This is a genomic window from Curtanaerobium respiraculi, assembly GCF_024609215.1.
GTDB classification, from domain to species: Bacteria; Actinomycetota; Coriobacteriia; order Coriobacteriales; family Eggerthellaceae; genus Curtanaerobium; species Curtanaerobium respiraculi.
Map to the genome: position 1 here is coordinate 78184 of NZ_JANIPD030000034.1, position 12331 is coordinate 90514.

At 63.0% G+C, this 12331-nt stretch carries 12 protein-coding genes and 2 tRNA genes; all 14 read right to left on the reverse strand.

Annotation, left to right across the window (positions count from 1 at the left end; all coding sequences use genetic code 11):
• Nucleotides 1-151: 151 nt before the first annotated feature.
• The 14 genes from NOV21_RS08185 to ftsY all read right to left on the reverse strand — a co-directional run bounded on the left by NOV21_RS08185 (nt 152) and on the right by ftsY (nt 12329).
• Nucleotides 152-228: transfer RNA gene (locus NOV21_RS08185), tRNA-Pro, on the reverse strand.
• A 264-nt stretch (nt 229-492) separates the two neighbouring features.
• Nucleotides 493-1545, reverse strand: coding sequence for an alcohol dehydrogenase (locus tag NOV21_RS08190; RefSeq protein WP_283170566.1), 1053 nt, complete (start codon nt 1543-1545; stop codon nt 493-495).
• Nucleotides 1546-2411: 866 nt separating this feature from the next.
• Nucleotides 2412-2488, reverse strand: a tRNA-Pro gene (locus NOV21_RS08195).
• A 44-nt stretch (nt 2489-2532) separates the two neighbouring features.
• On the reverse strand, nt 2533-3129 hold the full coding sequence (rdgB, locus tag NOV21_RS08200) for an RdgB/HAM1 family non-canonical purine NTP pyrophosphatase (RefSeq protein WP_283170567.1): 597 nt from the start codon (nt 3127-3129) through the stop codon (nt 2533-2535).
• A 29-nt stretch (nt 3130-3158) separates the two neighbouring features.
• The gene (locus NOV21_RS08205; protein ID WP_283170568.1) at nt 3159-4064 is read right to left on the reverse strand and encodes a pyruvate, water dikinase regulatory protein; all 906 of its coding nucleotides are present in this window, start codon (nt 4062-4064) and stop codon (nt 3159-3161) included.
• Nucleotides 4065-4069: 5 nt separating this feature from the next.
• Nucleotides 4070-6157 (reverse strand): glycine--tRNA ligase subunit beta, encoded by a 2088-nt coding sequence (gene glyS, locus NOV21_RS08210; RefSeq protein WP_283170569.1) that lies wholly within the window; start codon nt 6155-6157, stop codon nt 4070-4072.
• Nucleotides 6158-6159: 2 nt separating this feature from the next.
• Nucleotides 6160-7089 carry a glycine--tRNA ligase subunit alpha gene (glyQ, locus tag NOV21_RS08215; protein WP_283170570.1) on the reverse strand — a complete coding sequence of 310 codons (930 nt, stop codon included), beginning with the start codon at nt 7087-7089 and terminating at the stop codon, nt 6160-6162.
• An 11-nt stretch (nt 7090-7100) separates the two neighbouring features.
• Nucleotides 7101-7655, reverse strand: coding sequence for a signal peptidase I (gene lepB / locus NOV21_RS08220; RefSeq protein WP_283170571.1), 555 nt, complete (start codon nt 7653-7655; stop codon nt 7101-7103).
• A gap of 198 nt (nt 7656-7853) precedes the next feature.
• Nucleotides 7854-8525, reverse strand: a complete 672-nt coding sequence (gene trmD, locus NOV21_RS08225; protein WP_283170572.1) for a tRNA (guanosine(37)-N1)-methyltransferase TrmD — start codon at nt 8523-8525, stop codon at nt 7854-7856.
• 1 nt (nt 8526) lies between these two features.
• Entirely contained in the window at nt 8527-9063 is a 537-nt protein-coding gene (locus tag NOV21_RS08230; protein WP_283170573.1) for a ribosome maturation factor RimM, read from the reverse strand.
• On the reverse strand, nt 9064-9318 hold the full coding sequence (locus NOV21_RS08235; protein WP_283170574.1) for a KH domain-containing protein: 255 nt from the start codon (nt 9316-9318) through the stop codon (nt 9064-9066). It lies immediately after the preceding gene.
• Nucleotides 9319-9320: 2 nt separating this feature from the next.
• Entirely contained in the window at nt 9321-9563 is a 243-nt protein-coding gene (rpsP, locus tag NOV21_RS08240; protein ID WP_283170575.1) for a 30S ribosomal protein S16, read from the reverse strand.
• Nucleotides 9564-9710: 147 nt separating this feature from the next.
• Nucleotides 9711-11126: a signal recognition particle protein gene (gene ffh, locus NOV21_RS08245; RefSeq protein ID WP_283170576.1), complete on the reverse strand. Its 1416-nt coding sequence runs from the start codon at nt 11124-11126 to the stop codon at nt 9711-9713.
• 9 nt (nt 11127-11135) lie between these two features.
• The gene (gene ftsY, locus NOV21_RS08250; protein ID WP_283170577.1) at nt 11136-12329 is read right to left on the reverse strand and encodes a signal recognition particle-docking protein FtsY; all 1194 of its coding nucleotides are present in this window, start codon (nt 12327-12329) and stop codon (nt 11136-11138) included.
• Between the last annotated feature and the right edge of the window lie 2 nt (nt 12330-12331).

Below are 12331 nucleotides of genomic sequence, written 5' to 3' on the forward strand. Positions count from 1 at the left end.
ACCGAAGAATCCATCGCATGCGCATCAACGCCGATGACGCGCCGATGACGTGGGCGCGCATAGGTCCCGCATGCTGGAACCGGGCGGGGAGCCAGCCGCGATGCAGGCGGGGAACGAGTAATGCCCCGCCGAGCGGGGCATTTCCATGACGTGGTCGGGACGACAGGATTCGAACCTGCGACATCTTGCTCCCAAAGCAAGCGCGCTACCAAACTGCGCCACGTCCCGCTGCGATTCGGCGCGCCCCAGTATAGCAAACCCCGAAGCGGACAGCTATTTCTCCTCCAATTCCGCGCGGAGGGCCCGAGGCGCCGCGATGGCTGACAGCGGCGGCAGCCTCATCTGACGAAAAGGCCATATATCGCGAAAACGATACATGGCCTTTTTCGACGGTCTGGCGCACCGGACAAGGGGTGATTTTAGTTTTAAAAATACAACTTGTTACGGTAATTCACTATGATGAATCGAACCTATCATGACGGCTTTATCGGCTTAGGCGTCGGCCTTCAGGACTACCTTGAGAGCTCCATCGCGACGTTCTTCGAAAATATCATATCCCTCAGCGACCTGTGAAAGTGGCAACGTATGGGTGATAAGGGGCTTCATATCGAGTTTGCCTTCTTGGATCAGGCCGATTAATTCGGGGATGCGGTTGGCATTAACCAGGCCCATCTTGATGGTAATGTTCTTAATCCAGAGAGTATTCATAGGAATGGTTTGAGGTGATTCAAATACGCCGATCAAAGATATGGTTCCTCCAGGCCGCACGCCATCAATGGCTCCTTTGAAGGTGGGTTCGAAACCGTTAGCTTCGATGGTGACGTCAGCACCACGACCGTCAGTCATGTCTTTTAAGGCTTGCACAACATCAACCTTGTTGGGATTCAATCCATAATCGGCCCAGCCTGTCTTTTGAACGAATTCAAGCCTGGACTCATCTATATCTACAGCCACAATTCGGGCTGGTCCCCACAGGCGAGCGGTGGCCATAGCGCACATCCCCACCGGACCGGAGCCAAATACTGCTACAGTATCGCCAGGTTGGATTTCGCCTCTCTCAGCGCCAAAATATCCGGTGGATAGAATATCCCCTACGAACAGGACATCCTCATCAACCAGACCTTCGGGAATCAAATGCAATCCGGAATCGGCATAGGGAACTCTCACATAGTCGGCCTGGCAGCCATCGATCATATAGCCGAATATCCAGCTGCCAGTGGTGCACTGAGAATAAAGGCCCCGGCGGCAATAGAAGCATTGCATGCATTGGGTGACACAGGATACTGCGACCTTGTCGCCTTTTTTAAACTTGGATACACCGGAACCGACTTCTTCGACGATCCCGCAGAACTCGTGGCCGATTATTCTGCCTGGCTCGACTTCGGGCATTCCGCCATGGCGGATGTGCTTGTCGGTTCCGCAGATGGTTGAAGTGGTAACCTTGACGATGGCGTCAGTTGGTAATTGGATTTGCGGCTTGGGTACCTGATCAAGGCTCATGTTTTCCGGACCGTGGTATACAAACGCTTTCATGGTGTCTGCCATTTTTATTCCTCCTCTAATTTTAAAAAAAATTAAGGAACATCGATGCGAACCGTGCGCCAGATTGCCATACACTCTCTAGAAATGACAAAAACCGATGATAAAAAACTTCAAGGGTTGTTTTTCCACATCGGCCTTCTTCTGAGCCCCCATAGGGATCTCGTTAGACTACTAGTAATTTAACAAAGTGCAGCGAGTTATCATTCACACCCTATTTGGCGGTTAAGACCCTATCGAAAAATATGGCATGCATCCAAAAGTCATTCTCGGGTTCCAGTTCGTCTGCATGGTGTATGGCTTTGGCTCCCGATTTACTTTCGAAATAGCCAAGGTATCGATAGTATGCATTTCAACCACTTCCATTCGGGCTGCTTTTACCACCTCTTTTCCGGTTGAAGTTGCAATAATATATTTCCCAACATCGGTTAAGAAACCTTTGCCGGCATAGTAAGCATATCATTCCGTGTTACTATTTTGGAATTACTCACACCTTTTCCCAATTTTTTCTTGGAGATATTGTCCTGATAATTAATTTTTTCGATTACCGTAATGGCTTCCTGTAGGCAGAGACGGAAGTCCTCATGAAAAGCTATAGCTTGGTCGACCATATTCAGGGCGGAGAGAACTTCCTCCCTTTCCCTACCCCACAGATCGCGAGTAATATCGGTGCCGGTTGTGGAGGGTAGGCTGTTTTTACCGCAGCGAGGTAGAGTTCTTACCATCCTTAAGGAAAAAATTCTTACCATACCAAGGAAAAACACCTTGACATTGGCAGCCGGTAGTGGTCGATATGATAGGTAGCCTTTAGATTTGTGCGTGCAGCGCTTGAGCAGCTACGAACTTCTCAAATGCTGTAAGAACACTCGTGATGGTTGGGACGACAGGATTCGAACCTGCGACATCTTGCCCCCAAAGCAAGCGCGCCACCAAACTGCGCCACGTCCCGCTGCGACTTAGCGCGCCCCCAGCAGCAAACCCCGAGGCGGACGGCTATTTTCCCTCCAATTCCGCGCGGAGGGCCCGAAGCGCCGCGCCGCGGTGGCTGACCTCGTTCTTCCGATTCTGGCTTACCTGCGCGAGCGTGAGCTCGCCGCCGAAGCAGTCGGGGATGAACAACGGGTCGTACCCGAAGCCCTGGTCGCCCTTCAGCTCATGGCCGATACGCCCCTCGATGGTCCCTTCGGCAACGGTTTCCGAGCCATCGTCGTCGATGAACACGAGCGTGCACACAAAACGCGCCATGCGCTTCTCGTCGGGGACGGAAGCGAGCTCCCGCAACAGCTTCGCGTTATTCGCCGCATCGTTGCCGTCCTCTCCCGCATACCGCGAGGAATACACGCCGGGCGCGCCGCCGAGGGCATCCACCTCCAACCCCGAATCGTCTGCCAGAACCGCCCCGCCCGCGAGGGCGCGGGCCGCGCGCGCCTTGATACGAGCGTTCCCCAGAAACGTGCCGGCGTCCTCAACCGGATCGGATTCGACGCCCGCCTCACGCAGCGTCTGGAACGTCCACCCCTCGAAGTTGAGGACGGTTTCGATCTCCGCGACCTTATGGGCGTTGTTGCTTGCGATGACGACGTTCTTCATGGAAGGTTCCTTTCGCCGGCAGCCTGAACTTAAAATGAATCGAGGCGTGGGGAGCCGGTGTCGATGGGGCCCAGCGCCGCTTCAAGGTAGCGCAGCACTTCCTGCGCGGTCTCCTCCACGGCACGGTTGTCGGTGCGGATGACGATGCACCCGAGCTTGCGCATCAAGGCGTGGGCGTTCTCCAGATCCTCGGCGATGGCGATGGGGTCGGTGTAGTTCGCAGCGACCACCGCCTGCACGCCGCTGCCGATCCTGCGCTTGCGCACCCCCGCGAGCACCTCCACCGACGTCATGAGCCCGAACAGGCGCGCGGGCTGAACCTGATAGATCTCCTCGGGGGGCTCGGACGCCGAATCCAGGGGCACGTTCGCCACGCGGAACCCGTCCTGCGCCAGATAGATCGACGTCGGCGTCTTCCCGCTGCGCGACACGCCCAGAAGCACGATATCGGCTTTGGGAAGATCCTGCGGATTGCGCCCGTCGTCGTGCGCGATGGTAAACCGCACGGCGTCCAGGCGGTTGAAATAGCGCTCGTCGGTGACATGCAGCATACCCGCCTGCTGGTATGGCAAACGCTCGCTGACCCGCGAGATCGCGCGCACCGGGCCGGTCAGCAGGTCGACCGCGGCGAACTGGTTGTGCGTGTCGAAGAACGCGACCAGCTCGGAGTGAAGCTTCTCCTGGGCGACGGTGTAGTACACCACCATGCGCGGGTCCTTGTACATATCGCCGTGCATGAGCGAATGGTCGAGCAGCCAATCGCGAACGTTTTCGAAAAAGGTGGCGTTGGAATACAGCTCGATCCGCGGGTCAGGCTCGCCGAACTGGCTCGCGGCGGCACGGGCGATGGCAGTCGCCGTCGTGCCAACGGAGTCGCTGATGACGTGGATCGTGGCCGTCAACGTGCACGGGTTCCCATAGGTGATGATGCCCATGGCCGCTAAGCCCTCTTCGCGAGTTTCCCGAAATCGGCGACTCCGGTGAAGACGGCCACGAACTTGTTCAGCAGGCGCAGGCGGTTCGCGCGCAGCGCCACGTCATCGTCCATGACCCGCACTTCATCGAAGAACGCGTCGATCGGCCCGCGCAATGCGGCGAGCTGCCGCAAGGCCGCGGGGTAATCATGCGCGGAAAGCGCCTGCGGGACCGCCTCGGCCGCGGCGGCGACGGCATCGTCAAGGGACGACTCCACCCCGCCGAAGAGCGCCGGGTCGACCTCGGTGCCCAGGGAGGCGTCGCGCAGGTTGTTCGCTCGGGCATAGGCGATCGCGAGGTTGCCCATGACCTCCGGGGACTGCGTGCGGGCGGCCTCGAGGGCGCGCACGCGGCTGCAGACGATCGCCGGCTCCGCCACACCGGTGGCGAGCACGGAATCGACGGCATCCGCCGCAGCCCCCCGGTCGCGCAGGATCACCTTGGTGCGCGTGGCGAAGAAATCGATGACGGCGGCGCGGGCGGCGGCGGCATCGAACACGATGCCCTGGTCGGCGAAGGCGGCCAGCGATTCGTCAACGCTGCTTCCCAGCGAAACCGGCAGGCCGGCGTCGAGCATGCCCACGATGCCGATGGCGCCGCGGCGCAGCCCGAACGGATCGCTCGACCCCGTGGGACCTTGCCGCACGGCGAACAGGCCGCAGATGGTGTCCAGCTTATCGGCGAAGGCGACAAGCTTGCCCACCGTGGAATCGGGGGCGGCATCACCCGCGAACCGCGGCTGGTAGTGCTGTCCGATGGCGCGTGCCACCTGAGGGGTCTCCCCTGCGGCTGCCGCGTAGTAGCTCCCCATCACGCCCTGCACGCTGGTGAACTCGATGACGGCGTTCGTCACGAGGTCCGCCTTGCACAGATACGCGGCGCGTTCCAAATCCGCCGCGTCGGCTGCGGGCAAGCCCGCCTCCCGCCCGAGGAAGCGGGCCAGCCGCTGCAGGCGGAGGGCCTTGGCGCGAACCGTGCCCAAAGATTCCTGGAACACGACCTGATCGAGCTTCTCGACGTATGCCTCGAGGGGCTGCTTCAGGTCCTCCTCGTAGAAGAACTTCGCATCGTCCAGCCGGGCGCGCACCACGCGCTCGTTCCCGTCCACGATGGTGGCGGCGCAGCGCGGATCGCCGTTGCTCACGATGACGAACTTGTTGGTGAGGGCATGGTCCGCATCGTAGAGCGGGAAGTAGCGCTGGTGCATGAGCATCGCATCGACGATGATCTCCTCCGGCACGCGCAGGAACTCCTCGTCGAACGACCCCAGCAGCGGCTGGGGGTACTCGGAGAGGTTCACGACCTCGAGCAGCGTCTTCGCGGGAAGCTCGGCGGCCAGCCCGGTCTCCTCCTCGATGCGGGCGACGCCCGCGCGGATGATCTCCTCGCGTTCGGCCTCGCTCGGGACCACGTACTCTGAGCGCACCACATCGAGCAGGTCGGCCGCGGTGGCGACCTCATGGGGGCCGGGCGCGAGCACCCGGTGTCCCCAGGATACGTTCCCACTGGTCAGATTCGCGAACCGTAGGGGAATCACCGCATCGTCGAGCAGCGCGAGGATCCAGCGCACGGGGCGCACAAAGTATTCGCGATAGGCGGCCCAACGCTGGCTGCGCGGCCATTTGAGGTCCTCGATGAAGCCGGTCAGCACCGTCGGAAGCAAATCGATCACGGGGACGGCGGGCACGCTCTTCGTGGCGAACACGTACTCCACGCCACCCACCTCGCGGCGCTCCAGGTCCTCGGGGGCGAGCCCCTTGCCGCGTGCGAAGCCGATGGCCGCCTTCGTGGGCTTGCCCGCCTCGTCGAAGGCGATCTTCGCGGCAGGGCCCCTGTGCTCTTCCATGAGCGCCTCGGTGGCGTCGGCAACGTCGTAGGCCATCACGATGATGCGCCGCGGGCTCGTGCGCACCGCGAAGCTCCCGTACGGGATGCGGGCGGCATCGAACGCGGCGGGAACCATGCCCTGCAGCTGGTCGGCGGCAGCATGCAGGTCGAACGCGGGAATCTCTTCGACGCCGATTTCGAAGGCGAGCGTATGCGTCTGGGCCATGGCTACTCCCCCTTCTCTTCCCCGCCGGCGGGCGCTGCGCCCACCACCGAGTCCAGATACACGCCGCAGCACTCCTTCACCATGCTGCGCACGCGCAGGATGTAGGCCATGCGCTCGGTCGCGCTGATGACGCCGCGCGCATCGAGCAGGTTGAACGTGTGCCCGCACTTGAGCACCCAGTCGTACGCCGGCAGCGCCAGGTCCTTCCCCAGGCAGCGCTTGGCCTCTGCCTCGCAGTCGTCGAACAGCTTGAAGAGGAAGCCGGTGTCGGCGACCTCGAAGTTATATGCGCTGAACTCGCGCTCGTTCTCCAGGTACACGTCGCCGTAGGTGAACTCCACCCCGTCGTCGCCGCGGGCCCAGACGATGTCGTAGACGCTGTCCACGCCCTGGATGTACATGGTCAGACGCTCGAGTCCGTAGGCGATCTCCACGGGAACCGGAGCGCATTCGTAGCCGCCGACCTGTTGGAAGTAGGTGAACTGCGTCACCTCCATGCCGTTGAGCCAGACCTCCCAGCCCAGGCCCCAGGCGCCCAGCGTGGGGCTCTCCCAGTCGTCCTCGACGAAGCGGACGTCGTGCTCGGCGGGTTCGATGCCGATGGCGCGCAGGCTGTCCAGGTACAGGTCCTGGATGTTGTCCGGCGAGGGCTTCATGAGCACCTGGAACTGGTAGTAGAACTGCAGGCGGTTGGGGTTCTCGCCGTAGCGGCCGTCGGTGGGGCGGCGGCAACCCTGCACGTACGCGGTGCGCCAGGTATCGGGGCCCAGGCTGCGCAGGAGCGTGGCGGTGTGGTTGGTTCCCGCGCCCACCGCGCCGTCGTAGGGTTGCAGGACGGTGCATCCCTGGGACGCCCAGAAGCGCTGAAGGTTCATGATGACGTCCTGGAACGTGGGGGCGGGGCCGGTTCCGGTTCTTGCGGCTTGTGCCATGGTGCTCCTATCTAGTTGAGTGCGCCCGCGCGGTCGAGGGGCCAGTAGGTGAATATGACGTGACCGCTGATCGAGGTCGCCGGCACCGCGCCGAAGTAGCGCGAATCGGCGGAGTTCGTGCGGTTGTCGCCCATGACCCACACGCACCCTTCGGGTACGGTGTAGGGGTAGGCGATCGTCACGCCCGCCGCGGGGGTCAGAGGCTCGCTGGGAAGGCCGTTGGTGTAAGGCTCCTGCTGGGGAAGGCCGTTGACGTACACGGTCCCCCCTTCGAGGTCGACGGTGTCGCCGCCGGTGGCTATGATGCGTTTCACCAGCGTGCGGCCCGGCCGCTCGGGATCGTCGAACGTGACCACCTCGCCCGCTTGCGGATCGCGCAGGTAGTAGCTGACGCGTTCGCTGAACACATGGTCCTGGACCATGATGGTTGTCTCCATCGAGCCCGAGGGGACCTGGTACGGTGTGACGACGAAGGTGCGCAGCAGCCAGACCGCCGCCATGACCGCGACCAGCATGACGATGAAGTTGAGTATGCTGAGCAGCGGGTTGCGATGCCCTTCTGCCATACGGCCGCTCCTTGAAAACAGAGGTGTTGTCGATGCGAGTGGTTATGATACCGCTTCCCCGCGGCGATGGCGTTCGTCTGGATTAACTCAACAGAATAGATCGCCCCCGCCGATTGCGGGCCGACTGCGCGGCCGGGCGACCGAAGGGCGAAACGACCTCCTCTGCCATGCGCGAAGACGGACTCGAGGATGCAATCGCTACAAGAGGTCGGGGCGCAGGCGGCGGGTGCGCTCAAGCGATTGCTCGCGACGCCAGGCGGCGACCTTCGCATGGTCCCCGGAGAGCAGCACCGGCGGCACGTCCATGCCGCGGAAAGATGCGGGGCGCGTGTACTGCGGATACTCGAGCAGGCCGTCGGAGAAGCTCTCGTCGAGGGCGCTGTTCTCGTCGCCTAGCACGCCTGGCAGAAGGCGCACGACCGCGTCGATGATCACCATGCTGGCGAGCTCCCCGCTGGTGAGCACATAGTCGCCCAGGGAGTAGCAAGCGTCTGCCAGCTTGTAGGCGCGCTCGTCGATGCCCTCGTAATGCCCGCAGACGAACAGCAGCCGCCGCTTGCCCGCCAGAAGCCGGGCGTGATCCTGCTTGAACGGCGTGCCGGCGGGGGCGAGGAAGATCGTGAAAGGCTCATCGGCGGCCGAGGCGGCGATCTCGTCGTACGCCTCGAATATGGGAGCGCATTTCATCACCAGGCCCTGCCCGCCGCCGTAGGGCTCGTCGTCGGTGGTGCGATGCCGATCGTGCGTCCAGTCGCGCAGGTCGTGCGCCTTGAATTCGAGCGCGCCCTTCTCCTGCGCGATGCGCATCATGCTGGAGCCCATGACCGAGTCGAACATGGTCGGGAAGGTGGACAACGTCTCGATGAGCACGTTACTCCCCCGCTCCCGCGTTCAGGTCGATGAGGCTCTGCGGGATGTCGACCAGAATCAATCCGCTTTCCCCGTCGACCTCGGCGACAAATTCGGCAACGGCGGGGATGAGCACCTCGCCGCGGGGACCCTCCACCCGCAGAAGGGCCTGGGCGGGGTTCTCGACGACCTCGGCTACGACTCCCAGGTCCCCGGCCACGCGGTCGCGGACCCGCCAGCCCTCAAGTCCGACCGGCGCGGCGGCGCCGTCGATATCGTGCGGGAGGTCGGACTTCTCCACCAGGCAGTACGACCCGACAAGCTGCTCGGCGGCGCTGCGGTCGGCCACGGCATCGAAGCGCACATCCCAATCGGAGCCGCCCAGAGGATCCGCCGAAACCACGCGGGCCTCGCGCGGGCCGCGCAGCGTGGGCGGCACGAACCAGACGCGCATGCCGGCCTCAAGCAGAAAGGGAAGCCCGTCCGTGCTGCACACGATCAAGCTTCCCTCGAGATTACGCGGTTTCACGATGCGCGCGACGCGACGCCACCCGCTCATTTAATCGACGATCTCCACATCGACATGCTTGCCCGAGCGCATGGCAGCGGCGCGTGCGAGCGTGCGAATGGCCTTGATCACGCGGCCCTGGCGGCCGATGACCTTGCCGGCATCCTCTTCGTTGACGGAGATCTCGACCAAGATGTCGCCCCCGCCCTCCTCGGACTGCACCACGTTCAGGTCGTCCGGGTTGTCGACGATGGATTCGACCAGCATGCGGACCAGGCCCGCCGCATCGATCGTTTGCTCAGACATTCTTATGCTTCCTCGCGGGCGATTTCGATGAGCTTGGCGACGGTATCGGTGGGCTGGGCGCCGTTGGCGATCCACTTGTCGATCTTCTCAATGTCAAGCTTGATCAGGGACGGCTTCACGTTGGGATTGTAGCGACCCACCTCTTCGATGAGGCGGCCATCGCGCGGGCTGCGCGAGTCGGCGACGACGACGCGGTAGTAAGCGTACTTCTTGGCGCCGTGGCGGGCAAGGCGAATCTTGACCATTGCGTTGAGCTCCTTTTAAGTTCTATGCCTAGGGGTCTCGCCCCTCTGAAAACAGCGATTGCTTATAATATGCCGATGCCGGCGCGGGCGCAAGCGATCCCACAACTTCAGCATGTGCGCCTACCGACCCTGCCGCCCCTACTGGCCCTACTGGCCCATCTTGTCGGCCAGCGCCTGCAGATCCTTCAGGGACATGCCGTTCATCCCGGGGATGCCGCGCATGCGATGGCGCTTCTTCTTGCCCTTCTTGCCCTTGCGGTTCGAGGGGAAATCGTCTTGGGGCATCATCTGCTTGAGCATCTTCTTCGTCTCGTTGAACTTCTTCATCACCTGGTTGACCTCGGTGACGTTGGTCCCGGCGCCCCGGGCGATGCGCGCTCGGCGGCTGCCGTTCAATATCTCGGGATGCAGGCGCTCCTCGGCGGTCATGCTGAATATGATGACTTCCATGCGGTCGAGGGCCTTGGTGTCCACCTGCCCCTGCGAAAGGGCCTTATCACCGCCCGGCATGGCGGCGATAAGCTTGTTCACCCCGCCGATCTTGCGCACCTGCTTGTTCATCTCCAAGAAGTCGTTCAGGTTGAGCTGCGCCTTCATCATGCGCTCGGCCTGCTCCGCCTCGATCTTCTCGGTCTCCATCTTGGCGGCGGTCTCGATGAGGCTGACCACGTCGCCCATCCCCAGGATGCGCTTTGCCATGCGGTCCGGATGGAACTCCTCGAGCGAGTCGGGTTTCTCGCCCGCGCTGATGAACTTAATGGGCTTGCCGGTGACTTTGCGGATGGAAAGCGCACCGCCGCCGCGGGCGTCGCCGTCCATCTTCGACATGATCACGCCGTCGAAATCGACCTGTTCCGCGAAGGCCTGGACGACGGTGACGACGTCTTGGCCGGTCATGGCATCGACGACCATGAACGTCTGCTCGGGATCCACGGCATCCTTGATGTCGATGGCCTCCTGCATCATCTGCTCGTCCACGTGCAGGCGCCCGGCGGTGTCGATGATCACGACATCGCGCAGATGGTCGATGGCGTCCTGCACGCCCTCGCGGGCGATGTCCACCGGGTCGCCGCCGTCGCGGCGGTACACGCGCACGCCCATCTCGTCGCCCAGGGTCTGCAGCTGGTCGGCCGCGGCAGGGCGGTACACGTCGCATGCGACCAGCAGCGGATTGTGGTTCTGGCTGCGCAGCAGGTACGCCAGCTTCGCCGCGGCGGTCGTCTTGCCCGAGCCCTGCAGGCCCACGAGCATGATGACGTTGGGAATGCGGCTCGACAGCTGGATGCGGCTGGAAGCCTCGTCGCCCAGCAGCTTCGTGAGCTCGTCGAGCACCACCTTCACCACGTTCTGCGCGGGCGTGAGCGAGTCGAGCACCTCGGCGGCAAGGCAGCGCTCCTTCGTCTCCGCGACGAATCCCTTGACCACCTTGAAGTTGACATCCGCCTCGAGCAGCGCGAGGCGGATCTCGCGCATCGCGGAGTTGATATCGTCCTCGGTCAGCTTGCCTTTGCCCCGCAGTCCGCTGAATATGCCCTGCAGGCGTTCAGATAGGTTATCGAGCATAGCGGCTCCTTACGATTTCATCCATTTCCACATGCGCTTCAGGCGACCCTCCTTCTGGGAGGCGGTGTCTTCTTCGCCGGGGCGCTCGGAGCCGGTCTCACCGGCGGGCCGTTCGGCTTCGATGCCCGCTTCGGCATCCGAAACGGACGCCGGGGCGACCTCGGCTTCGGCTTCCCCCGCGACCTCCCCATCCGCGCGTCCGGACGGGGTATTGGACGCGGCAGCATCCCCCTCGCCCGCGGCGGCGATGCCGGCTTCGGTATCTGCCGAATCCGCCGCATCCCCGCCTTCCGCACCAGCTGGCTCGGCGCCGATGAGGGCGGCCGCGAAATCGTGCGCGTCGAAGTCCTGCAGATCGTCCAGGCCCTCGCCCACCCCCACCTTCGCTATGGGGAGCCCCAGCTCATGGCTCACGGCAAGCGCGATTCCACCCTTCGCCGTGCCGTCGAGCTTGGTGATGATCAGCCCGTCCAAATCGAGGGCCTTGTCGAATTCGCGCGCCTGCGACAGCCCGTTCTGCCCGGTGGTCGCATCGATGACCAGCACCGTGCGCACGGGCATCCGCGAGCGCTTGCGCACCACGTTCACGACCTTCTGCAGCTCGCGCATCAGGTCGCCGGAGGTGTGCAGGCGGCCGGCGGTGTCGATGAGCACCAGGTCGCTGCCGAGCGCCTCGGCGCGTTCGATGGCATCGTAGCACACGCTTGCCGGGTCGGCGCCGCGTTGGCGCTGCACGATCTCGACGCTGCTCCGCTGAGCCCATACCTCCAACTGCTCGATGGCGGCGGCGCGGAAGGTGTCGGCGCTGCCCAGAAGCACGCTGCGCCCGCGGCTTTTCTGCTCGGAGGCGATCTTTCCCACCGTGGTGGTCTTGCCCGCCCCGTTGATGCCCACGAAAAGCACCAGCACGGGGCTTTCCTCGAACAGGTTCCGCTCGCCCACGGTGAATTCCTCGGCGATCTGGTCGGCGAGCGCGTCCATGACCGCGTAGGCGTCGGGCAGGGCGTGGCGCGTGGCGAAATCGCGCACTCGCTCCACGATCGCCATGGCGGCAGGCGCCCCGACATCGGCGAGGATGAGGGCCTCCTCCAGCCCCTCCCAGAAATCGTCGTCCACCGCGGGCCCGCGGTCGAGCAGGATGTTCATCCGCTCCGCGAACCGCTGCCGCGTGCGCGACATGCCGCGTTTCATGCTCTCGAACATGG